The organism is Bacillus pumilus (assembly GCF_900186955.1).
In the GTDB taxonomy this organism is placed as follows: domain Bacteria; phylum Bacillota; class Bacilli; order Bacillales; family Bacillaceae; genus Bacillus; species Bacillus pumilus.
Window position 1 is genome coordinate 1,907,638 of the sequence record NZ_LT906438.1, and the last position, 24,487, is coordinate 1,932,124.

Below are 24,487 nucleotides of genomic sequence, written 5' to 3' on the forward strand. Positions count from 1 at the left end.
ATCATAAAATGAAAAGCACTTCCTAAATGGAAGTGCTTTTCATTTTATCGATGTTCTTTCCCGATTTCCGGCAGGATCGTTTTCGCTAAATGCTGATCCATTTCCTCATATTCATCATAATGAATCGTTTCATACAGCTCTTGTCTCGTTTGCATGTCCTTTAGCATTCCTTGCTGCGTCCCCTTCTCCATGATTTCTGTAAATAAACGCTCATACGCTTTTGCAGCGACTCTGAGTGATGACACAGGGTAAATGACCATTTGAAAGCCAAATACAGAAAATTCGTCTGCATGATAATAAGGCGTCTTGCCAAACTCCGTCATATTTGCAAGGAGCGGTCCTTTAATATTGTTTGACGCATGCGTGAAGTCCTCTGCTGTGATGAGTGCCTCAGGAAAAATAGCGTCAGCTCCTGCTTCTACGTAAAGATTGGCCCTGCGGATGACATCCTCCATCCCATTTACGGACCTTGCATCGGTTCTCGCAATCACCAAAAGCGTTGGTGCCGCTTGTTTGATGGCTTTGATTTTTGCGATCATCTCTTCTACTGGAACGAGCGATTTTCCGTTTAAATGTCCGCATTTTTTTGGCATTTGCTGATCTTCAATTTGAACAGCTGCCACCTTACTTTCTATCATTTCCTTTGCCGCCCTTGCAGCATTCAATACACCGCCATAGCCAGTATCCATATCGACCAAAAGCGGCAGCTGAGAAGCTCGAATAATTTCCTTCGCTTTTTCAGCCATTTCCGTTGAATGGATCATGCCGAGATCAGGCAATCCTTTGCTGGCACAAAAGGCGGCTCCGGATAAATAGAGCCCTTGGAAGCCCATTTTTTTTGCATAGAGCGCAGACATTCCATCGTGAACGCCTGGAATTTGAAATAAAGCTGATTTGTGCATTTGTTCTTGAAAGGCTGCGGCTAAATCTACTTGACTTGATTCATCATTCACGATCCACACACTAATTCCCTCCCTTATATGACGAATAAGTCCATAAATGCTGGTACGGTTGTTGTTTTTAATTGATTTGGATTTTGACAGAGTGACACAATTTGATCCACTTGTTTTTGTGGAAATCTCGTCTTCAAATGATAGAGCCATTTCTTTTCAAGCAGAGGAATGCCTTCCTGCCTTCTTCTGCGATGACCAAGTGGATATTCAATTTCGATTCGGTCTGTCATCGTCCCGTCTTTAAAGAAGATCTGCACACTGTTTGCAATGGATCTCTTTTTCGGATCTAAATAATCCGCTGTATATTGTTTATCTTCTTTGACGACCATTTGATCCCGGAGACGATCAATGACCGGATTTTGCGCCGTTTCTTCTTCATAATGGTCAGCTGTGAGCTCACCATAGATCAATCCAATCGCAGTAATATATTGCAAGCAATGATCGCGGTCTGCTGGATTATACAGCGGTCCCTTCTTATCGATAATCCGAATCGCTGATTCATGTGTTGTAATCTCTACCCGGTCAATGTCATCTAATCGACCTTTTACAGCGTCATGCAGGATCATAGCAGCCTCTGCAGCCGTTTGGGCGTGAAACTCAGCAGGATAAGCAATTTTGAAAAGCACATTTTCGATGACGTACGATCCTAGCGGCTGAGCGAGTGTGAGAGATTTCCCTTTCATCAGAACATCTTCAAAGCCCCACTTCTCTGCACTAAGCGGCGTTTGATAGCCCATTTCCCCTTTGAGTGTCATCATTGCGAGTCTCACCCCGCGGCTTGTTGCATCACCCGCTGCCCATGATTTCCTTGATCCTGTGTTTGGGGCATGACGGTATGTTCTAAGCGGTGAATTATCAACAAACGCTTGTGATAAAACATGCTGCACGTCTTCCTTTGTTCCGCCAAGCAATGCACATACAACAGCACTTGTTGCTACTTTGACAAATAGCACATGATCCAAGCCATTGCGATTCAGACAATTTTCTAAAGCCAGCACGCCTTGAATTTCATGTGCTTTGACGATCGCATGTAGTACGTCATTCATCGAAAGCGGCTCTTCCCCGTTTGCAAGCTGTGTTCTGCTGATGTAATCACTCACAGCTAATATCCCGCCTAAGTTATCTGACGGATGTCCCCACTCCTCTGCAAGCCACGTGTCATTATAATCTAACCAGCGAATCATACAGCCTATATCAAAAGCCGCTTGAACAGGATCTAGCACAAAGGAAGTACCTGGAACTCTTGCTCCATTAGGTACAACGGTTCCAGGGACGATCGGTCCAAGATGCTTCGTACATTCAGGAAAATTGAGCGCCAGCATTCCGCAGCCAAGTGTGTCTATAAGCACATAGCGTGCCGTTTCAATGGCTTCTTTACTCGTAATTTCCCCGTCTACTGCATAGGCTGCGATTTCTTCTAATAGCTGATCCGTTTGATTGGCGACTGCTGTTTTATTCATGTTCATTCCCCCATTTTTCCATCATCATCTGAAACTTTTAATCCTCTTGGCCCTAAATAACGGACTCTCGGTCTGAAAATGCGATTATGCAAATGCTGTTCAATGACATGAGCAGCTAATCCACTTGCCCTTGCAGCAAAGAAAATCGGTGTATAAAGTGAAATTGGAATCCCGAGCACGTAATAAATAGGTGCGGCGTAATAATCAAGGTTCGGATAGAGGTTTTTCTTCTCTTTCATGTATGCCTCTCCTGCTACACACATGTCATAAAGCGTTGTATCTCCCTTTGATTCCGTAAGCGTTTTCAATGATCGTTTTAAAAGAGCGGCTCTTGGGTCCATTTTTCTCATGTATACCCTATGGCCAAAGCCCATCATTTTTTCCTTTGCTGCTAATTTTCGCTCAATCAGCGCAAGGAAGCCTTCCGTTGTTTTCCCTTCGAGAAGCATATGCATGACAGCTTCATTCGCTCCTCCGTGCAAGTCACCTTTTAATGAAGAAATTGCTCCAGTAAGAGCACCATACATATCAGAATGTGTGGATGCGATAACTCTAGCCGCAAACGTTGAATTAGGCAGCTCATGTTCACTATATAATGTGAGTGTTTGGTCAAAAGCGGTGATTTCGTCTTGGGTTGGCGTGCGTCTGGTTAGCATGGTTAAAAAGGTTTCAGTGTAGGATTTGGTCTGATCTGGAGAAATAGCGGCGTCTTTTGTGAGAATATGATAGCTTCCAGCGACAATGGCCGGCAGCTGGCCGAGTAATCGAACAGCACGCTTTTGCTGGCATGCTTCTGATCGATCTTGTAACGCATCATCGTACCCACTAAGAGCAGATATGCACGTTCTCATGGCATCCATCGGATGTGTGGTTTTTGGCAGTTTTGTTAAAATGGTTTGAATGGTTGGATGTAAGTTGGTTTGTGAGGAAATGTCTTGCTGAAACTGGTGATGTTCCATCGCATCAGGTAATCTTCCATAAATAAGCAGATAGGCTGTTTCTAAATAGGTCTTTTTTTGTGCCAACTCGATGAGGTCATACCCGCGAATTACAATCTCTTCTTGCTGCACATCTAAGTATGAGATAGACGTTTCGCTTGCCACAATGTCTTCAAGCCCCGGTTTATACTGCAGTTGTTCAGTCATCATATAACCCCCGTTTCGTTCAATTGTTGTTCTCCAAACGAGCAAACGGCCAGAAATGATGTGAGTCTATAGATGGGAAGATACCGTGCAAGTCGGATACCCAACTCCCATTTTATCCAAAGCACTGCATCTTGTAAATAAAAGAACGTATGTCCAGTTGGACATACGTTAGCTGTAGTATGGAGAAATCATCATATACACAATGACGCCAGTGAGACTGACATAAAGCCACAGCGGCATGGTCCAGCGAGCAATTTTACGGTGACGCTCGACTTGCATCTGTGCGCCTCTAAACAGCGTAATCAGGGCAAGCGGTACAATGACTGCTGATAAGACGATATGTGTGATTAAAATAAAGAAATAAATTGGACGGATAATCCCTTCTCCTCCGAAATGGGTATCAGCTGCCATTGAGTGATAGGTCACATACGAAATTAAAAAGACAAGTGTCGTTGAAAATGCAGCAAAGATAAATCGTCTGTGCGCTTTAATGTTCTTTTGTTTAATCATGATGAGTGCTGAAAGTAAAAAGATAAACGTAAAGCTGTTCATCACGGCATTAAGTAACGGCAAAAATGTAATATCCAGATGGCTAAATTTATCTGATTTTGGCATTAAAAATAATAAAGCGATTAATCCGTTGATGGCAATTGTTAAAATGATCACAATACCAGTAAAATTTTTCGGTTTTTGATTCTGTTCGTTCATGTTTGAAAACCTCTCTTTATTAGTTCCGACTAAGAGTATGTTATTTAAATTTCTCTATAAAGTCAATGAATTCGCTGTCTTCGTCGAATTTTAGACAAACTTGCAGGTTGCAGGCGTTCTAACGGCTTGAAAGATCCATCCACTTCCTTTAAAATTGGAATTTATGTGATTTTGATCATTTCTGATAGGAAAGGAGTAATGGACTTGTCAATCTTACAGGAAACAGCCAACGATGTGAAGACGTTAGAGCAAGAATTACAGCAATTGCAGTTCCAAATGTATCGAATGCAAGAAAATATGAAAGATATTTCGAAAAAAGCAAAAATCATTGGCATCGATCAAGCGAAAGAAGATGAGTGGCTGATCGTCTCTGCCATTGAAAGTGCAGATACATGTAAAATTATGCTCAGCGATTGTGAAAAAGCTTTTCGCGGACAATCTGATTTTTCCTTAATTGCGGAATATCCTGAAGAAGGAAAGATTCATATTGCCGATATTAAAGGCCCACCAGATAATGGATACGGCTCCATCTGCATGAAGCATTTAAAAGAAATCGCAAGAGAGCAGAACATACCCGTGATTACTGGCGACCTCGTCAAAAGAGACTGGGATCACGTAGATCGCTTAATTCATTTTTATGAAAAGCATCAATTTGATGTCCAGATCAATTGGAAAGAACAAAGCGGAGAAATTTATTGGGTGGACAGCTAACGACAAAAACCAGCGTGTATCATAAGATATGCGCTACTTTTTGTCGAAAATGCAAATTTTTCTGAAAAATATGTGTATTTTTGACCAAAAAAAGGGTACAATAAAAGCATCAGGCCGCCACCTGATGCTTTCTTCCAAAAAACAATTATTTACTAGTTAAGTACTTTTACTTTGACTGATTTTACGCCCCAATTTTTCGCTTGGGATTTGCTTGGTACATGTACATCAATTTTGTTACCTTTAATTGCGCCGCCAGTATCTGCTGCGATGGCTTCACCGTAGCCTTCAACATAAACCTTACTTCCTAATGGAATGACATTAGGATCTACTGCAATGACTTTTGCATTTGGGTTTTTGTTTAAGTTTACCCCTGTTGCAGTAATACCTGAGATGCCACCATCATTTGCTGTATAAGCCGTAGCTGTAACAGTCATTTCTTTTTGTACACTCTGACTAGCAGAAGATGATTCTGCTTTAGCTGTTTCCTTTTTAGGAGCAGCTTTTTTCGTTGTTTGCTCTTTTTGGACAGGTTCCTGTTTTTGAACAGGTTCTGAGCTTACCGGAGCCGAGCTTTGGCCAGCAACACTTAGTGTTGAACCAACCATAATTATATCTGAGTTTAAGTTATTCCAAGACTTAATATCGCTAATTGACACATTGAATTTTTGAGCGATTTTCCAGAGGCTGTCCCCCTTCTGGACTTTATACTGCTCCTGAGTTTTCTCTTTTGAAGAGATTGTCAATTTATCACCTACATAGATCATATCAGTAGATAAATTGTTCCAACCCTTTAGGTCCTTTAGAGACACATCATTTTTTTGTGAGATTCCCCAAAGTGTATCACCTTTCTGTACAGTGATTTCCTTTGCAGAAGCTTGCTGCGCTCCAAATGCTGTTGTTGAGATTGCTGCAACAGCAACCAAGGACATAATAGTCTTCTTCATAAAGTAAATCCTCCCTTGTTAGCTTTTTATGGCGGCTAACGAGTGCTATCGTAACATATGTAAATGTCAATTCAATAACAAAACGATATGTTTTAGATTACAGTTCCTTTACATGAAACATCTCTCTCCATTGGTAAATCAGACCACAAAACGGCTTGATTCCCCGCCATATCAAGGTTTTACAAGGATCGAAAATGACCTGATGAAAACGCGTCCAAGTGCAGCGAAAAAAATTTATTTTTCTTCTTCAAACTCTTTATTTTTTCTCTTTTTCTATAAATAAACGAATTTCTTCTAAAAAAACATCTCCGTATTTCTCTCTTTTTTGAGCGCCAATCCCCTTAATTTGGAGTAATTCATCATCTGTTTGAGGCTCTACCGCTGACATTTCCTTCAATGTTTGATCAGAAAAGACAACAAACGGCGGAACACCTTGCTCTCTAGCTAGCTTCATTCTTAGCGATCTCAATCGCTCAAATAATACATCGTTTTCTTGAATGGCTTCTGCTTTGATCGCCTGCTTTTTATACACAGCCTCTTGTCCAACTAACACTTTCTTCCCTTTATGGGTCACCTTCAGTGTTGGGTAAGCTCCTTCAGACATGTGCAAATACTCTTCTGTAATTAAAAATTCAATGAAGTCACTGATTTGCTGAGCCGAATGTTGTTTCATTAAAGCATATGTAGGGAGACGATCGAAACCTAGCTCTAGCACTTTTTTGTTTCTAGAGCCTGCCAATACTTGGGCGATCATCATTTTACCGAAGCGCTCATTCATTCTCACTGTACAAGATAACACCATCTGTGCTTCTCTTGTGACCTCTTCACGCTCTCTTTCATCAAGGCAGTTGCTGCATTTACCACAAGGCGAACTAGCTGTTTGATCAAAATAATCCATCACAAATTGCTGCAGACATTGCTCAGTATGACAGTAATCCACCATTTGCCTTAATTTAAGCAGCTCATGCTGGTAGCGCGTCTCATCTTCTATTGACTGCTCAATGAGAAAGCGCTGCACTCTTACACCTTGAGGTGAAAACAGTAAGATGCATTCACTTTCAAGCCCATCTCTGCCGGCACGCCCAGCTTCTTGATAGTAGCTTTCAATATCCCTTGGAATTTGATGATGGATCACAAAACGGACATTCGACTTATTGATTCCCATGCCAAATGCTGATGTGGCGACCATCACCTGGATATCATCATTTAAAAAGAGGTTTTGCTGCTCTTCTCTCGTATGATCATCCAATCCACCATGATAAACGCCAGCTTTGATCTTTTGTTTTTTTAGTCGATGATAAATGTTATCCGCTTCTTTACGAGTGGCTGTATAAATAATGCCAGACTCAAGACTGTTTTTCTTCATATATTGTGTGATAAAACGTTCACTGTTTTCTCCTTTGATCACTTGAAAGGACAAATTTTCTCTAGCAAACCCAGTAAAGACGGTTTCTTCTCCGTTTATGCCAAGCTGTTCACATATATCTTGGTGTACCTTTTTCGTCGCTGTAGCTGTTAATGCGACAATCACCGGTCTTTTTGACAGCTTGTTCAAGCATTCTTGAATGAAGCGATAACTTGGCCTAAAATCATGTCCCCACTCGGATATACAGTGCGCTTCATCAATCGCGATTAAAGGAATCGTTAACCGATCTAACAGCTGAAAAAAACGTTCATTTTGTAAGCGTTCAGGTGTGATATAAAGCAGTTCATATTCCCCATTTTCGCATTTTTTCAGCCTTTCATTCATTTCAGCTGCGGACAGAGTGCTGTTTAAAAAGGAAGAACGTATGCCCATCTCATTTAACGCATCAACCTGATCCTTCATTAAAGAAATAAGCGGAGATACTACGATCGTTGTACCTTCCATCATTAGCGCAGGGATCTGATAGCAAACTGACTTCCCTCCGCCTGTCGGCATAATGCAGACGGTATCCTTTTGTTTATTTACAATCGCTTCAATGGCTTGTTTCTGTCCTTTTCTAAAGGCATCAAAGCCATAATATTGTTTCAGGAGTGCTTCTGCTTGTTCTAACATTCAATTCCCTCTCCGTCATTTGTTTTGTCCATTTTAACATAGATTCTTGCCTCTACAGGCGATCAGTCGAATTTCGTCTTTTTACAAAATAAAAAGCCATTTTCCGAAATGGAAAATGGCTTGAATCATCCTAGGAAAAGCTGCGGATGCCGTAATCTAAGTAAGAAAGTTTTAAACCACCACTCCTCAAAGTGGGTGTTTGCAGAAACGTTCCTGTCTTCCTCTCTAAGGAGGCATGACATTCCGGCTTCAATATAAAACTCCCTATTACAGCTTAAAGGTTAAAACTTAATTAACATTACGCGCATCGCAGCCTTTAAACTATATTACACGAAAGTTTATTAAATTTCAAGAGATCTTTTTTCTATGAAATACTCATGTATACAAGATATTTGTCATTGCATACATAAGAAAAAATTATTCTGAAAAAATGTAACTTCGATTTATTATCCTATTTTTCTTCGTCTATGTCAACATCCTGCTCTTCCTCTAATCGTTCATACGTATCTGAATGCATCTGATCCATTGTTTGTCTATTTGTTAAATCACGCATTTGATCTGAGAAATTACGGTCAAACTCGTTTGGGTCTTGAGTGGTTTCTTCATTTTTCTTCGCATCGATTGAATAACGTGTATAGGGAACTGCTTTTAAACGTTCATATGGAATGTCTTTCCCTGTTTTCTCACAGACCCCATATGTTCCGTCTTCCATTCGTTTCAGGGCTGCATCAATTTCAGCTTCAAGCTGGCCATCAACTTGGTCCAGCGTTTGTTCGGTCATGCGGTCTAAATAGATGCTCCCATGATCAGCGATATGGTTCCCAACACCATTTGAAATCTCGCTCGATTCACTTAGCATAGATTCTTCTTTCTTTTTTGACCCTTTTACATCTTCCTTTAATTGATTCAATCTTTCGTATAAATCAGCTTTTTGTTCTTTCGTTAAGCCCACGGTCAATCACTCCTTTCTTATTACCTTCCCGCTGCAAGGGAATTGAAAACATCAAAAAAGCCGCCGCCTTATTGGCAGCAGCTTGCTTCTCTTACAGGGTGCGAAGTGCTTCTTCTACTGGTTTATCCCCTTTAATTAAGTCAAAGGATTTATTTTTCACATTGGATTCTGTTAAGCTTTCCACTAGTACAGTGGCTACGTCCTCTCTTGAAATCTCAATGTTTTGATTATCTGAAATATGCTCCGCAGCTTCAATCTTTCCTGTCTTTTCCTCATGCAGCAAGGCACCTGGACGGACAATGGTATAGGAAAGTCCAGACTGTTTTAGATGTTCATCTGCTTTTCTTTTCGCCTCATAATAAATTTCCATACTTCCTTGCCCTTTTCCCTGGTTTGGATCATCGGCATTAAAGGAACTCAGCATCACAAAATGCTGAATGTTTTCTTTTTTCGCTGTGTCGACAAGACGTTTTGCACCTTCTTGATCCACTGCAATGGTCTTATCTGCACCTGTTTTCGAGCCTGAACCAGCTGCAAAGATGACAGCATCTGCTTGTTTCACAGCATCTGTCACATCCTTTTCAAGATCACCGATGACAGGCGCTGCACCAAGTTCTTTTAGCGCATCCGCTTGTTTTTCATCTCGAATAAGAGCAAGCGGCTCATGTCCTTTTTCTTTTAAATAACGAATGACGAGTCTACCTGTATGTCCATTTGCTCCTGCAACTAATACTTTCATTGTTCATTCTCCTTTCTGTATCTGTTTCATCTTTATCCTTTTTTGCTATCATTCAAACACCTAAACAAAAAAAGCCCCTCCCAGAAAATATGGGCAAGGGCTCAGGCAATGTGCGATCTATTAAAATAAGTACGAAGAATGAGAAAAGTGCATGTGATCTATGTAATCGCAAGGTTGATCAGCAAATATGTTTTGTCAAAATGGCTTGCACATCACTCAAATCCGTCTCTTTTGAAAAATCGAGTTCAAATACTTTTGAGCTTGTGACAAGCAGCATACCTGTGTCCTGATCAAACACGCCAGCTTCTTGAATGGCAAAACTTTCAATTGATCGATATGGCAAGGAGACCCTAACTTTCTTCTTAGAAAATACGCGGTTATCGCCAAAGATCAGTCGTTTATTGGTGAAACAAATTTGGTCGTGACGCAGTCTGTAAACAGCTTCAATTCTTTCCCCTTCAATTAGTAAGGATTCGAATTTCTTATCATTTTGTTTACTGACAGAAAAAATACCCACGTAAACCCCCTCTTCCTCCATCAAATTCCTTTATGAAAAAACGGCCACACGCTCTGTGGGTACGTTTTGTTCTCACTTATAGAATACGCTATAAATGATCGTTATTCCATTACGAATAGATTAAATTTCATTTAACTTTTTCTTTTTGATTCGATGCTCTTTCCTCTACTTATTTAGACAGTTAAAGCAGGAAAAAAGTTTCAGTTCTTTTTGAGAAAAATGGTTGAATTGTGACCAATAAAAAAACAGTGATTTTTTCAAATCACTGTCAGCGTGTAGACAAACCCTCGCATTCTTTGTCAGTCCGGTGCTCACGAATGTCAAATTCGCTCCGCGCCGGTACTCGTCCTTCCTAGGGCTGCAAAGGTTTTCATGTCACACTGAAAAAGAAGACAAAGTGCTAAAATAAAGATCATTTTAGCACTTTGTCAACAATTTGGACTATTCGTCTTTTGGTGTTTCAATGGTTCCCTCGGCATATACATCGGAAATCTGCTCAAGCGTAATTGCCATATCAGCATCTTCGTTATCATGCCAAGCATTTTGTTGATTCTGCTCATCTGTTTGCTTCTTTTTCATCATCATCACCCTTTACTGTTTTTCTTAGTATGAGTGATGATGATCAAAATCATTCAGCAGAAAAGTCTTCGAAATACTCTTTATAATACCCGCCTACTTTACCTGTATTATCAACGACAAACAGGAATTCTTCTGTTTCATTTTTCACTTCATATGTGCTTCCAACCGTTAGTGCACGGTCGACCATATATTTTTTCGCATTCGTATGTATACATTTTACTTGTTTTAACGTTTGAGCCGTTTGCCAGTTTTGATGGATCATGATTTAAAAACTCCTTTTTTCATCTATACATTTATTTTAGCCAATTTTTCATGAAATGCAATGAGTGTTATGGATTGCTTTCAAACATGTGGTGTAATATGATGAATGTATACGTTTACATCCATGTGCGTATACTAGATCATTTGCTTCAAATCCGCTTTTTCACCTAGAACTCGCAGAACAACCCATATCTTTAAGGAGGTTTGTTTATTTATGAGCTCTACAACACTTCAAATTAGTTCAAAACTCGAATCTTTTCTCCAAGGGACGAAAAAACTCTACATTAATGGTCAGTTTGTCACAAGTCACGATAACAAAACCTTTTCAACTCCTAACCCAGCCACAGGTGAAACCCTTATTGATGTATATGAAGCAGGTGCAAAAGACATTGATGAGGCAGTAAAAGCAGCCAAAAAAGCCTTTCATGGTCCTTGGCGCTCCATGTCTGCCGCAGAACGCGCCCGGCTCATGTTCAAGCTTGCCGATTTAATGGAAGAAAACCAAGAAGAGCTCGCTCAGCTCGAAACTTTAGATAACGGAAAGCCAATTAATGAAACAACCAATGCAGATATCCCTCTCGCAATCGAGCATATGCGCTATTATGCGGGCTGGACAACCAAAATAAGCGGACAAACCATTCCTGTCAGCCAAGGATATTTTAATTATACCCGTCATGAGCCTGTTGGCGTTGTAGGACAAATCATTCCTTGGAATTTCCCGCTGCTTATGGCCATGTGGAAAATGGGTGCTGCACTTGCGACTGGCTGCACCATCGTGTTAAAACCAGCAGAACAAACACCACTCTCTGCTCTTTATTTAGCTGAATTAGTGGATAAAGCCGGCTTCCCAGAAGGTGTGATTAACATCGTTCCTGGATTCGGTGAAACAGCCGGGAATGCGTTAACCGATCACCCTGATGTGAATAAGCTTGCCTTCACGGGGTCAACAAGTGTTGGGAAACTCATCATGGAGAAAGCAGCCAAATCCATTAAGAGGGTCACATTAGAACTTGGCGGAAAATCACCAAATATTATTTTGCCAGATGCCGATTTAAAGAAAGCCATTCCAGGTGCTTTAAATGGGGTCATGTTTAACCAAGGTCAGGTATGCTGTGCAGGTTCTAGGGTCTTTGTTCACCGGAGCCAATATGATGAGGTTGTCGATCAAATGGCTGAATATGCGACATCCCTCAAACAAGGAGCCGGTCTTCATCAAGATACGCAAATCGGACCTCTCGTAAGTAAAGAACAGCACGAGCGCGTGTTAGGCTATATTGAAAAAGGTAAATCAGAAGGTGCAACAGCCGTTGTCGGTGGCGATTGCCCTTATGAGGCTGGTTATTTTGTCTCCCCTACTGTTTTTAAAGATGTAGAAGATGACATGACCATCGCAAAAGAAGAAATCTTTGGACCTGTCCTATCTGCGATTCCTTACGATTCCATTGATGAAGTGGTCGAAAGAGCCAACCAGTCTGACTATGGTTTAGCCGCAGGACTTTGGACAGAAAACTTAAAGCATGCCCATGACATTGCTGCACGTCTTGAAGCAGGCACGATTTGGGTCAACTGCTATAACGTCTTTGATGCTGCCTCCCCGTTTGGAGGATACAAGCAATCAGGTCTTGGCAGAGAAATGGGATCATACGCTCTTAACAACTATACAGAAGTCAAAAGTGTGTGGATTAATCTCCAAGACTAATGACGCCTATAAAGCCGGTGACCATGTCATCGGCTTTTTTGTGATTGCATGTGACAGGCAGGCTCCTGAATATAGTAATAAAGGAAAGGAGCATGGCCGAATATGCAAGATTTTAAAACAAAAGTAAACGAATATATTGATGAATTGCACATGCAACTGCAGCGCAGACAACGAGAAGATGGCGCTTTTGTCTTCTGCTTTGAAGGGCCAATGATGACAAATGCTTTTTTGATTATGCTGTTAAAGGCGGTCGGTGATTCGGATCAGGCACTCGTTCATCAATTGGCAGAAGCTATACGTGAAAAGCAAAATGAGGATGGTTCTTTTTCTTTGTATCATGATCAGGCGGGACATGTAACCGCGACTGTGCAAGGCTACTGCGGGATGCTCGTGTCAGGCAGGTATCAACAAGATGAGCCGCATATGGAAAAAGCAGCACATTTTATTCGATCAAATGGCGGTTTGAAGGACGTTCATTTTATGACAAAGTGGATGCTTGCCGTCAATGGCATGCACCCTTGGCCATACTTCTATGCACCACTTTCATTTTTACTCATCCCTACATATTTCCCGCTTCACTTCTATCATCTTAGTGCATATGCAAGAATTCATTTTGTCCCAATGATGATTGCACTCAACAAACGATATACCTCTCATGAACAGTTTCCAAGCTTAGCACATCTTGATGCAAACATGTCTAAAAATCCTTTTGACTGGTTTATGGCAAGAGAAGAACGTTCCACTCACCACTTTCTAGCGTACATGCGGTCGTATACAGCACTCGACAGCCGGCTCGACTTTTTCGGGTATGAGGCAGCGAAGCGCTATATGTTTGACCGCCTTGAAAAAGATGGCACGCTGTACAGCTATTTAAGTGCCAGTATTTTTATGGTCTATGCACTCATGAGTCTTGGATACTCTCCGGGACATCATCTCATTTTAAAAGCAGTTAAAGGGATGAAACAGCTAGTCACTGACTGTGGGGGCAGGAAATATGCTGAAAATTCTACATCCAATGTTTGGGATACAGCGCTTGTCAGTTATGCTTCTCAGCAGGCAGGCAGAACACAAGATGATCCAGTGATCAAAAAGTCTTTTACGTACTTACTGAACCGGCAGCAAATGAAGAAAGCAGATTGGGCGATCCATAACCGGCATGCGGCTCCGGGAGGCTTTGGTTTTTCAGATTTAAACACAAATAACCCAGATTGCGATGATACGCAAATTGTGTTAAAAGCCGTTCCTCAAACATACGCTCCCGTTCAGTGGAAACGAGGATTTGATTGGCTTCTTTCCATGCAAAACCGGGATGGCGGCTTTTCAGCTTTTGAAAAAAATCAAAATCACTTCTTGCTTCGTCATCTCCCGCTCGAATCTGCTGAGGATGCGGCCATTGATCCTTCTACGCCTGATATTGCAGGTCGTGTGCTCCATCTTATTGCTCTTGAAGAGAATAGCATGTCACCACTCATGCAAAGGCAAAAAGATCATTGTGTGAAATGGCTGCTTGATCATCAAGAGAAAAACGGATCATGGTTCGGAAGATGGGGCGTTTGCTATATTTATGGTACTTGGGCTGCGTTAACAGGACTAAAGACTGCTGGCATCTCCTCATCGCATTCTGCTGTTCAAAAAGCATGTCGATTTTTAAAAACAATTCAATTAGAAGATGGCAGCTTCGGAGAATCGTGTAAAAGTGCAGAGGTTAAAAGGTACGTCCCGCTTCCATTTGGGACAGTGGTTCAAACGGCTTGGGCTGCTGAGGCACTTTTACAATATGTGCAGCCAGATGACAAAGTGATTTTAAAAGCCATCTCATTTTTGATTCAACATCAGCACTCGAGTGAAGCCTTGCACTATCCAGTAGGTATTGGTCTTCCAAAGCAATTTTACATCACCTATCATAGCTATCCATTTGTCTTTCCAATGATGGCTTGTTCCACATTTTTAGAAGAAATGAGGCGTAAAAATGAATAAGGAAGAATATCGCATGCAGCTTAAAGATTGGCTTAGCTCCATTCAAGGTGCAGTTCAAGATGACAACACCCGTCAGAAAGCAGAACATTTATCGTTCATCATGAATGATGAACATTCCAGTGAAGAAGAGTGGTACGAATTGGCTGAAAGTATTGCAGAGGATATAATTCCACAAGATGCAATCCGAGATGTGGCAGTTGGCGGCCATCAATTACCCCCTCTCCCTTACCGGTATGATGCACTAGAACCGTTTATTTCAAAAGAGGTGATGTATTTGCATCACCAGAAGCATCATCAATCATATGTTGATGGTCTGAACCAAGCTGAGCTTGCCTTAAAAAGAGCAAGAAGAACCAATGATTTTAAAATGATCAAGCATTGGGAACGGGAGCTAGCCTTCAATGGTGCGGGACACTATTTACATTGCATTTTTTGGTTTTCTATGAGTCCTTCAGGGAAACAAAAGCCCACTGGGCAAATGCTTCGTCTTATTGAACAATCATTTGAAAGCTATGATGCATTCAAATCCCATTTTTCAGCTGCAGCCAAACAAGTTGAAGGTGTTGGGTGGGCCATTCTCGTATGGGCACCAAGATCTCAGCGATTAGAGATTTTACAAGCAGAACGCCATCAATTTTTATCACAATGGGATGTGATCCCTCTTCTAGCTCTTGACGTATGGGAGCACGCCTACTATCTGCAATATCTGAATGAAAAAGCGACATATGTAGATCGCTGGTGGAATATCGTTGACTGGCGTGAGCCAGAAGCACGCCTTAAGCAAGCTCAGCAAGTGAAATGGACCCCTTTTTAAAAACGCTACTCCATGTAGGCATTTGCTTATATGGAGTATTTATAGTTTACATAATATTATTATCAGCACTAAAAGAATGGGTTGTTTTTTCAGAAAATTCATTTAAAATAGAAAAGATATGTATAGAAAGAGAGTTGAAGCAATGAATGAAGATTTTATTAACCATTAGTCACTTTGCAGGAAGAACCTTTGCAATTTGGGTCATTTTATTTGCGTGTCTTGGATTTGCCTTTCCTGCCGAATTTTCTAAGATTGGACCTTATATTCCTTTTTTACTCGGTATTATTATGTTTGGGATGGGGCTTACCCTGTCTGCTGAAGATTTTAAAGAGCTGTTTCGAAAACCTCTCTATGTGCTGATTGGGGTTCTGGCGCAGTACACACTCATGCCGCTTATCGCCTTTCTATTAGCTTACGGATTACAGCTTCCTTCTGAAATTGCAGTAGGCGTTATTCTTGTGGGCTGCTGCCCAGGCGGTACAGCATCCAATGTGATGACCTTTTTGGCGAAAGGAAATACGGCATTATCTGTAGCCGTCACCACCATATCGACCCTTCTTGCTCCATTTTTAACACCTGTCTTTATTTTACTCTTTGCAAGATCATGGCTACCTGTATCGCCAGAAGCGCTATTTTTGTCAATTGTACAAGTTGTGTTGATCCCAATTATCTTAGGTGTCATCGTTAAATTGTTTTTCAAAAAACAAGTGACCTATGCGGTTCAAGCATTGCCGCTTGTATCTGTCGCCGGAATTGTAGTGATCATTGCAGCGGTTGTCAGTGCAAATAAAGAGCAGATTCTTCAATCTGGGCTGCTAATATTGGCCGTTGTGATCTTACATAATGGACTTGGTCTTTTATTTGGTTACCTTATCGCAAAGTGGTGCAAAATGGATATCCCTTCTCGAAGAGCCATCTCGATTGAAGTAGGCATGCAAAACTCTGGACTTGGTGCAGCTCTAGCGACAGCACACTTCTCGCCACTTGCAGCCGTACCAAGTGCCATTTTTAGTGTGTGGCATAATTTATCTGGTTCCTGGCTTGCGACGTATTGGTCAAAGAAAGGAAATACTGAAAATGAAAAGAAAAAAAGCTAGCACCTTTAATGGGTGCTAGCTTTTCAAATTGAAGATTATCCTTCAAGCAATAGCTGCTCTGGATCTTCAAGTAAGTTTTTAATCGTGACAAGGAATCCAACTGCTTCTTTACCATCGACAATCCGGTGGTCGTAAGAAAGAGCTAAATACATCATCGGACGATTCTCAAAACGTTCTTCATCAATTGCCACAGGTCGAAGCTGAATTTTGTGCATCCCTAAAATTCCAACTTGAGGGCTGTTTAAAATTGGTGTTGAAAGCAGTGAACCGAATGTTCCGCCGTTTGTGATCGTGAATGATCCACCTTGCAGCTCATTTAGAGACAATTTGTTATCTCGTGCTTTTTTCGCAAGATGACCAATTTCCTTTTCAATCCCTGCAAACGACAATCTGTCTGCATCACGGACAACCGGTACGACAAGTCCTTCGTTAGCAGCAACAGCGATGCCGATGTCATAGAATTTCTTCAAGACGAGCTCATCACCTTGAATTTCTGCGTTAAGCAGCGGATATTTCTTCAGTGCTGCTACAACTGCTTTTGTGAAGAAAGACATGAAGCCAAGCTTTACATCATTTTGTTCAAGGAAGGCATCTTTACGGCGTTTTCTTAAGTCCATCACAGCCGTCATATCTACTTCATTAAATGTCGTCAGCATTGCAGCCGTTTGCTGAACCTCAACTAAACGTTTTGCAATCGTTTGTCTGCGGCGCGACATTCTCTCACGTTCAATTGGCTTTCCTGGTTGTTCATTTTGCACCGCAGCATTTGCTTTTGGCGCGGCTTTTGGTGCACTTGCAGGTGCTTCATTCTTTTGATAAGAAGCGACATCCTGCTTTCGTACCCTGCCCAGCGGATCTACGGTTGGAATTTCAGATAAGTCTAGTCCCTTCTCTCTCGCTAGTTTTCTAGCTGCTGGAGAAGCGATGGTTCTGCCATTACCAGATTTCGGCTCTTCTTTCACTGCTTCTTCTTTTTGAGCAGCTGCCGGTTCTTCTTTCGAAGCTGGTGCAGACTCTTGCTCTGGTGCTGGAGCTGCGGACTCGCTTCCGCCAGCTTCACCCGCTGCAATTGTTCCGATGACTTCTCCAACTTGTACAGTGTCACCAGAATCCTTCAGCACTTCTTTCAGTACACCAGATTCTTCTGCTGTCAGTTCGACATTGACTTTATCTGTTTCAAGTTCTAACAGGTATTCTCCCTGCTCCACATAATCGCCCGGCTGCTTTAGCCATTGAGCTATCGTTCCTTCCGAGATCGATTCCGCTAATTCAGGTACTTTAATTTCCGCCATTTTTCATTTCCCCCTTAGTTTTTGCGAGTCAAGCTATCAGATACAATTCGTTCTTGTTCTTTTTTATGCACAGTTGGATCACCCTCAGCCGTACTTGAACGTCTTCTTCGACCGATGTAACGTACTTTTACTTTTTCAGACGCAATTTCACGTAAATATGGCTCAATGTATCCCCAAGCCCCCATATTTTGTGGCTCTTCTTGCGCCCATACGATTTCTTCTAAGTTTGTTAGTTTTGATAAAATCGCTTTAATATCTTTGGCTGGGAATGGATATAGTTGTTCGACTCTCGCAATGTGAAGCCAATCTTTCGGCTCTTCCATTTGAGTAAAACGATCACTAATATCGATTGATACCTTCCCGCTAGATAGCACGAGTCGCGATACTTTTTCGTGATCATGCACAAGGCCTGGTTGTTCAAGAACTGGTTGGAACTGTCCATCCGTTAATTCCTGGACTTCAGACAATGTGTTCGGGTTACGAAGCAGACTCTTCGGTGTCATGATGACAAGCGGACGAATCTCTTCACGAAGCAGCATTTTCGCCTGTCTTCTAAGAATGTGGAAGTATTGCGCTGCACTTGTGAGGTTCGCCACTGTCCAGTTATTCTCAGCAGCTGATTGCAGGAATCGCTCTGTTCTTCCACTTGAATGCTCAGGACCTTGTCCTTCATATCCATGAGGCAAGAGCATCACTAGACCTGATTTTTGTCCCCATTTTGCGCGTCCAGCTGAAATAAATTGATCGAAATACACTTGAGCCGCATTTGCGAAGTCTCCAAATTGAGCCTCCCAAATGACTAACGTTTCAGGAGAATAGACATTATAACCATATTCAAACCCGATGACTGAGCCCTCTGACAGTGGACTATTATGAACAGTAAATGATGCGTTTGCATCACTCAGCTCATGAAGAGCAATAAATTCATCTCCAGTTTGACTGTCGTGAAGAACAAGGTTTCTTTGAGCAAAAGTACCTCGCTCTGAATCCTGTCCGGTCATTCGAATTGGCGTACCGTCTTTTAATATAGATGCAAATGCAAGTGCTTCCCCAAGTGACCATTCTACTTTACGGTCATCTGTAAACACTTTTGCACGTTTTTCAAGGATCCGTTTAAGCTTACCAAATACTTGGAAATCGTCCGGCCAGCTGATCAATTCTTCATTCAGCTTTCGTAATACATCAAACTCTACGGATGTATCCACTGCTGGGAAGCCATTTGATACTGGTTCTGGCAGTTCAATTTCTTGAATCGTATGCTCTTTCTTTGAAGGCACCTTTTGATAGGCCTCTTCTATTCTCGTCGCTACAGCCTGCTCGATTTCTTCACGCTGCTCTTTCGTTAGAAGACCTTCTGTGACAAGTTTATCTGCAAAGATATTCTTGACCGTTTTGTGCTTTCTGACTGCATCGTACAGCATCGGCTGAGTCGTAGAAGGCTCATCCATTTCGTTATGACCGTATCTGCGGTAACCGATCAAGTCAATTAAGAAATCCTTCTTAAAGCGTTTGCGGTATTCTACAGCTAATTGAACAGCCGCTAAACATGCTTCTGGATCATCTGCATTGACGTGAACAATTGGAATCTCAAACCCTTTTGCAAGGTCACTTGCATATTTCGTTGAACGAGATTCATTGCTTTCCGTCGTAAATCCGATCATATTGTTTGCAATGATATGGATTGTTCCGCCCACTTGATAGCCTACAAGTTGACTTAAATTTAATGTTTCTGCCACAATTCCTTCCCCAGGAAATGCCGCATCACCATGAATTAAGATGGCTAATGCCTTTTCAACGTCTTGTACTGGATAGCCCTTTTGAGTACGTAATTCCTGAGCAGCACGTGTGCTTCCTTCAATGATTGGATCAATGAATTCCAAGTGACTTGGGTTATTAGCAAGCGTGACTCTCGCACTCTTTGTATCTTCGTCTTTAATTTGACGATCTGCTCCAAGATGGTACTTTACATCACCTGTCCACCCGTAGCTGATGCCAATAGAGCCTTCTGATGGAACAAGCTCTTTATTTGGCGCATGCTGGAATTCTGAGAAAATAATCTCATATGGTTTTCCTAACACATGTGCTAATACATTTAAACGGCCTCTGTGTGCCATTCCAATGTTAATATTTGAAGTCCCTTGTGTAACAGACTCTGAAATAATTTCATCAAGTACTGGGACAAGTGCGTCTAATCCTTCTATTGAGAAGCGCTTTTGCCCAACAAATGTTTTATGAAGAAACTGTTCGAACTGCTCAACTTCTGTTAATCTCTTGAATACAGAAACTAGTTTATCGGCTGGTTTTTTCTTAAATAGTTCACCAGACTCGATTGATTTTGAGAGCCAGTTCCGTTCTTCGAAATCATGTACGTGATCAAACTCAAATGAAATGGTACGCTTATACGTATTTCTCAAATGGTTAATGGCTTCTATGCCGTTTGAAATGTGTTTTGGTGCGTCAGGACTAATAATAGATATTGGAATATTCTTGACGTCTTCTTCTGTTAAACCGTATTCCTTTAAAGGAAACAGCTCTTGTAATTCCTTTTCTTTGCGAAGAGGATTGACGGAAGCATTTAAATGGCCATACGTTCTGATGTCTTCTGCCAGTTTAACGACTGATGCTATCTTTTGGATTTGTTCAGAAGTAACTACGCTATTTTCTTTTTTCCCAATTTCCTCCTTCATTTCACTCGGTGGTGCACCAAGTTCATCAAATATGCCTCTTAGATCTTCATCAACACTAGTAGGATCCTGGACATACTGATCGTAGAGCTCGAGCACATAGCCGAGGTTCGGACCATGAAATTCTTCCCAACTCAACGGTTGTTTCACATCATTTTGAAACATTTTGAACACTACCCCCAACTTTGATCATCAAGTGATTGAACACTATCTCGATATAACTTCCAGAACACAATGACCAAATTTATGTAATAAAACGCTTCCAATAATATTCTACCACTGTTTCGGATTACTTTCTACATTCTTTGTTCAATTAAAGATAAAAAATTCACAGAAAAACAAAAAATTTAAATCATTCCGAAAAATATTTTGAAGAAAGGGGCAAAACCTTATGCCCCAATGCTTTTATGCAGTAATTTCTTCAGTAACGGATATAAAACATCTGGCAATGTATCGACATCTGGTACAAAAATGCTGAACTTGCCATACATATCTTGAATGGTTTTCATCTGTGCTTCTTCGATCGGTGAATTGGATAAAAACACATTGATTACTTCAATGCCTTTTTTCCTCGCCTCAAGAACTGCTTCATGTGTATCGACAATCCCATTTTGTTCGTAGCTGAATGCAGCTGGCTCTCCGTCGGAAAAAACAATGAGAAACTTTTGCTCTTCTCTTCGTTTTAATATCATTTTTGTCATTTGACGAATTGCATAGCCATCCCGGTTATCCTCTTCTGGTTCAAGAGACATAATGGAAGGACCTGCATCAAATAAAGAATCTTTGAACGACACGACTGTGTTGAAATAGTTCGGCTGACTTGTTTCTGATGCGTCGTTTGTATCTTCCCAAAACCCCACAATTTGATGTGGGACTTGAACGGACTTTAAGGCTTCATGGAATAGAACAATGCCTTTTTTCGTCTCGTCCATCTTGTCAAACATGCTAGCAGAACAATCCACTAATAAAGTGAAAACAGCATCAATTTCCGAAGAAGGTGCCTGTTTTTTATAGAAAAGACGCGGATTCGACTCTGTAAAATAACGAATGAGCTTTTTACTCAGACGTCCTGCATGAAGATCCGTTTTTGGCCATGTTTTTTTATGTTCGAGCGTTTTTTGAATCATCTGTTTTAACCGTTTCTGATACGGCTCAATCTCCTTGGCGTGCTGCTTGTATACATCGATTTGTTCTGGCGCGGGAGGATCTGGTGAAATCATGACTGGAAACGCATATTTGTTCTCTTTTCCATTCTCATGAGCATCCGCTCCGCTTTCCTCGCCTTCAGCCTCTTCCAGCGCCTCAAGCTTTGAATAATCTTTTCGGTGAGTCTGCTTGGCAGAGCCTTGGACAGTGCCAAGTGCTTGATCTCCGTCATCGCCTTCTCTTGCTGCATCCTTCCCGAGATCACTTTTCCCGCCGTGCTCTAAATCAAATTGAAGGAAGCTTTTTGACGGCGCTTCTGTTTCTCGATGCCACACTTCCATATACTCTTGGTGGATGTCTTCATCGCCCTCTTTTTCCCGGTCGACTTTGATGTCCTCGCTTAATTTAGGTTTTCTTTTTAAGTCATGAAACAGCGGTTCTTTTGCCGCTTTTTCATAGTCCAATTCCGGGAAGAAAAAGTACGTATTCAGCATATCTTTATCAAGAAGCTCATCAAAGCCTTCCATTAATTCTTTGACGATGACTGCGATATCTCCGGTTGAACGCGCTTCATATACACGCTCAAGACTTGATTCAATAAATGGAATCATTGGGTTGATCCGCTCGTGAAGAGGCGGAATTTCTTCTAGCGGTGAATCCGCTGTCAGCTTCACATACATTGCACAATAGAGTGCATCCGTTAAAATGCTCCGCTCTTGGTTAATCGTTAATTGCGTCTTAAAATGACGCCGGTATAGCTCTCTTCTTCGTTTAAATACCTTTTTTGTTCCTGGGCGGTCACGTTTAATCCGCTCTTCAATCCGGATATCTTCAAAGAGCATAAACAATTGTTTACACAGGTCAGGAATGGACATTGTATGAGCATAGCGAATGATTTCCTGAAAGACAGTCAGATCACTATAAACGGTTCCTACTGCACGGAGGAATACATCACTTTTCAGTCCGGCTGTCATGTCTTCCTGTTTACGGTCATCCCAAAAATGGCTGATGAAAATTTTCTTTTCAAAAGGATCATAGTAGGACTGCACTCCGTATTCAAGCTCGACATCATCACTTTTTGCTAACGTTTTGGCTAAATCCGTTAATTCCATAAATAAAAATGAATCGATTCTGCTGTCATTAAATTTGATGAATTTCAAAACTCAGAACCTCACTCGAATAATGTTTGGGCAATATTTCTTACCGCTGCTTTTTCCCGGTCATCTTCTAGCTTTTCAACAATCCCTCGTTCAACTGCACGAAGCGGCGGGATGTATTGCGCAAGATCACATGTGTCTAGAAGGGCGCGAATGGATGCTGCTTCTTCACTCACCTGCCCGTTGTGTGCCTGTGTAATGAGGTCTGATGAGAGCTGCACGAATTGATCGATTAAACGTTCATCCTTTAATACAGATTGAGATTGCAGTACATCCTTTAAGATGCCGCCGCCGATATATGGAACGTCAATGACAACAAAACGGTTTTTTAACGCTTCATTTAAAGGCACTGTGCCGACATAACCTTCGTTGATTGCCGCTATCACGCCAAAGCCTTCATCTGCTCGAACGACCTCTCCTGTAAATGGATTTGTCATCATTTTTCTGTAGTCGAGTACACCGTTTAAAATAGGCAGGGTTTCTGGCTTTGCCATGTTGATTTCATCAATATATAAAAGATGGCCTTTTTTCATTGCTTTCGTTACAGGTCCTTCAATAAATTCAATAGAAGCAACTTGACCATCATTGTGAATGGTTTTATAGCCAATCAAGCTTTCTGCATCAAGATCAACCGAGCAGTTCACACTGTGCATCGGCTGCTGAAAGAAAGCAGATAAAGTTTCTGCTAATTTTGTTTTACCTGAACCAGTCGGCCCTTTTAAAAGAACGTTTTTGCCGAGTGCTAGTGCAATCATCGCATCTTGTATGATAGACGTGTCCTGTGATTCATAGCCGCCTGTTCCAATAAGCGGACGGAATTCTTCTTCTAGTCCTTTTGCTTTTGCTTCAATCATTGCTTGAATTTCTTCTGGGAGTGATTGTTCGTTAAACATGTATGATTAATTCCTCTCTTCGATCATTTTCCTCACCAAGTATACTAAAAAAACCTTTATGCACTCAATACATAAAGGCTAGACATCTGTTATTTTACCATTTCTTTTGTGATCGCTCCGCATGCGATGCGTTTCCCTGAGTTTCCAGAAGGGTTGCTTAAGTAATCATCTGCTTCTGCATGAATGATAAAGCTACGCCCATTTTGATCGATTAATTGGTTCGATCCTCCCTTTAACGTCACATCTGGTACATTCACGACAACATCAATTTGTCCATCTGCCCCAACTTCTAAATTAGGCATATCTCCAGCATGATGACCCTTTGGGTTATCAAAGCCATGCTCCCGGTGTGTTGGATTAAAGTGAGCCCCTGCCGTTTCAAAATCTGGCGCTTCACATCTTCCTGTTTCGTGAATATGGAAGCCATGAGGACCTGGCGGCAGATTTTTCGCTTTCACATGTAAATCCAGCCCGTTTTCTGAGGAGTCTCTTACTTCGATGCTCCCTATTTTTTGCCCGTTTTCATTGATGAGTGACGTGGTAACTGGTGCTTGCTTAGATGCTGCAACTTCAATGGTTTCTTCTGTCGTTTCTTTTTTCGGCGGTGCATGACAAGCTGTTGCAACAAAGACCAGACACATCATGATCAACCACACTGACTTTTTCATATGATTGCCCCCTTTAGATATCAGTATGGACAACCTGATCAATAGGCAAACAA

The 24,487-nt window shown here is 41.4% G+C and carries 21 protein-coding genes and 1 other RNA gene; 5 read left to right on the forward strand and 17 right to left on the reverse strand.

All coding sequences use genetic code 11. The features are described from left to right. Positions 1-44: 44 nt before the first annotated feature. The 4 genes from prpB to CKW02_RS09580 form a co-directional block, all read right to left on the reverse strand. Positions 45-962 (reverse strand): methylisocitrate lyase, encoded by a 918-nt coding sequence (prpB, locus tag CKW02_RS09565; protein WP_003215466.1) that lies wholly within the window; start codon positions 960-962, stop codon positions 45-47. A 14-nt stretch (positions 963-976) separates the two neighbouring features. After that, entirely contained in the window at positions 977-2,413 is a 1,437-nt protein-coding gene (locus tag CKW02_RS09570) for a bifunctional 2-methylcitrate dehydratase/aconitate hydratase (protein ID WP_003215638.1), read from the reverse strand. Between the two features lie 2 nt (positions 2,414-2,415). After that, complete coding sequence (gene mmgD, locus CKW02_RS09575) at positions 2,416-3,558, reverse strand: citrate synthase (RefSeq protein WP_034620474.1); 1,143 nt, start codon at positions 3,556-3,558, stop codon at positions 2,416-2,418. Positions 3,559-3,726: 168 nt separating this feature from the next. After that, positions 3,727-4,266 (reverse strand): DUF420 domain-containing protein, encoded by a 540-nt coding sequence (locus CKW02_RS09580; protein ID WP_003215636.1) that lies wholly within the window; start codon positions 4,264-4,266, stop codon positions 3,727-3,729. Positions 4,267-4,464: 198 nt separating this feature from the next. Between CKW02_RS09580 and CKW02_RS09585 the strand changes: the two genes are divergently transcribed. Then, positions 4,465-4,977, forward strand: coding sequence for a hypothetical protein (locus CKW02_RS09585; RefSeq protein WP_050782689.1), 513 nt, complete (start codon positions 4,465-4,467; stop codon positions 4,975-4,977). A 152-nt stretch (positions 4,978-5,129) separates the two neighbouring features. Here the strand turns inward: CKW02_RS09585 and CKW02_RS09590 are convergent, their stop codons facing one another. From CKW02_RS09590 to CKW02_RS09625, 8 genes are all read right to left on the reverse strand, one after another. Further along, the gene (locus tag CKW02_RS09590) at positions 5,130-5,921 is read right to left on the reverse strand and encodes a LysM peptidoglycan-binding and 3D domain-containing protein (protein WP_003216022.1); all 792 of its coding nucleotides are present in this window, start codon (positions 5,919-5,921) and stop codon (positions 5,130-5,132) included. A 256-nt stretch (positions 5,922-6,177) separates the two neighbouring features. Then, entirely contained in the window at positions 6,178-7,959 is a 1,782-nt protein-coding gene (gene recQ, locus CKW02_RS09595; protein WP_003215683.1) for a DNA helicase RecQ, read from the reverse strand. A gap of 133 nt (positions 7,960-8,092) precedes the next feature. Beyond that, a non-coding RNA gene (gene ssrS / locus CKW02_RS09600) (6S RNA) lies at positions 8,093-8,278 on the reverse strand. Positions 8,279-8,410: 132 nt separating this feature from the next. Then, complete coding sequence (locus CKW02_RS09605) at positions 8,411-8,911, reverse strand: TraR/DksA family transcriptional regulator (protein ID WP_003215876.1); 501 nt, start codon at positions 8,909-8,911, stop codon at positions 8,411-8,413. A gap of 91 nt (positions 8,912-9,002) precedes the next feature. Then, positions 9,003-9,650, reverse strand: coding sequence for an SDR family oxidoreductase (locus CKW02_RS09610; protein ID WP_003216148.1), 648 nt, complete (start codon positions 9,648-9,650; stop codon positions 9,003-9,005). A gap of 178 nt (positions 9,651-9,828) precedes the next feature. Further along, positions 9,829-10,167, reverse strand: coding sequence for a PH domain-containing protein (locus tag CKW02_RS09615; RefSeq protein ID WP_003215537.1), 339 nt, complete (start codon positions 10,165-10,167; stop codon positions 9,829-9,831). A gap of 441 nt (positions 10,168-10,608) precedes the next feature. After that, positions 10,609-10,746, reverse strand: coding sequence for a DUF4025 domain-containing protein (locus CKW02_RS09620; protein WP_223250615.1), 138 nt, complete (start codon positions 10,744-10,746; stop codon positions 10,609-10,611). 49 nt (positions 10,747-10,795) lie between these two features. Then, positions 10,796-11,008 carry a DUF6501 family protein gene (locus tag CKW02_RS09625; RefSeq protein ID WP_003215772.1) on the reverse strand — a complete coding sequence of 71 codons (213 nt, stop codon included), beginning with the start codon at positions 11,006-11,008 and terminating at the stop codon, positions 10,796-10,798. A 213-nt stretch (positions 11,009-11,221) separates the two neighbouring features. Between CKW02_RS09625 and CKW02_RS09630 the strand changes: the two genes are divergently transcribed. From CKW02_RS09630 to CKW02_RS09645, 4 genes are all read left to right on the forward strand, one after another. Next, on the forward strand, positions 11,222-12,706 hold the full coding sequence (locus tag CKW02_RS09630; protein WP_003215950.1) for an aldehyde dehydrogenase family protein: 1,485 nt from the start codon (positions 11,222-11,224) through the stop codon (positions 12,704-12,706). 102 nt (positions 12,707-12,808) lie between these two features. Further along, the gene (locus CKW02_RS09635) at positions 12,809-14,683 is read left to right on the forward strand and encodes a terpene cyclase/mutase family protein (RefSeq protein ID WP_095117811.1); all 1,875 of its coding nucleotides are present in this window, start codon (positions 12,809-12,811) and stop codon (positions 14,681-14,683) included. After that, complete coding sequence (locus CKW02_RS09640) at positions 14,676-15,497, forward strand: superoxide dismutase (protein WP_034620470.1); 822 nt, start codon at positions 14,676-14,678, stop codon at positions 15,495-15,497. Before CKW02_RS09635 ends, CKW02_RS09640 begins: the two co-directional genes overlap by 8 nt. 146 nt (positions 15,498-15,643) lie before the next feature. Continuing rightward, a complete protein-coding gene (locus CKW02_RS09645; RefSeq protein WP_003215499.1) occupies positions 15,644-16,594 on the forward strand; it encodes a bile acid:sodium symporter family protein in 951 nt (316 codons plus the stop codon). A 35-nt stretch (positions 16,595-16,629) separates the two neighbouring features. On the opposite strand, the gene odhB is transcribed toward CKW02_RS09645, so the two are convergent. The 5 genes from odhB to CKW02_RS09670 all read right to left on the reverse strand — a co-directional run bounded on the left by odhB (position 16,630) and on the right by CKW02_RS09670 (position 24,434). Next, a complete protein-coding gene (gene odhB, locus CKW02_RS09650) occupies positions 16,630-17,886 on the reverse strand; it encodes a 2-oxoglutarate dehydrogenase complex dihydrolipoyllysine-residue succinyltransferase (protein WP_003215695.1) in 1,257 nt (418 codons plus the stop codon). Between the two features lie 14 nt (positions 17,887-17,900). After that, positions 17,901-20,735, reverse strand: coding sequence for a 2-oxoglutarate dehydrogenase E1 component (gene sucA / locus CKW02_RS09655; protein ID WP_003215743.1), 2,835 nt, complete (start codon positions 20,733-20,735; stop codon positions 17,901-17,903). 224 nt (positions 20,736-20,959) lie between these two features. Continuing rightward, positions 20,960-22,876, reverse strand: a complete 1,917-nt coding sequence (locus tag CKW02_RS09660; protein ID WP_003215544.1) for a vWA domain-containing protein — start codon at positions 22,874-22,876, stop codon at positions 20,960-20,962. Positions 22,877-22,887: 11 nt separating this feature from the next. Next, positions 22,888-23,766 carry an ATP-binding protein gene (locus tag CKW02_RS09665; protein WP_003215912.1) on the reverse strand — a complete coding sequence of 293 codons (879 nt, stop codon included), beginning with the start codon at positions 23,764-23,766 and terminating at the stop codon, positions 22,888-22,890. Positions 23,767-23,855: 89 nt separating this feature from the next. Further along, positions 23,856-24,434, reverse strand: a complete 579-nt coding sequence (locus tag CKW02_RS09670; protein WP_003215748.1) for a superoxide dismutase family protein — start codon at positions 24,432-24,434, stop codon at positions 23,856-23,858. Between the last annotated feature and the right edge of the window lie 53 nt (positions 24,435-24,487).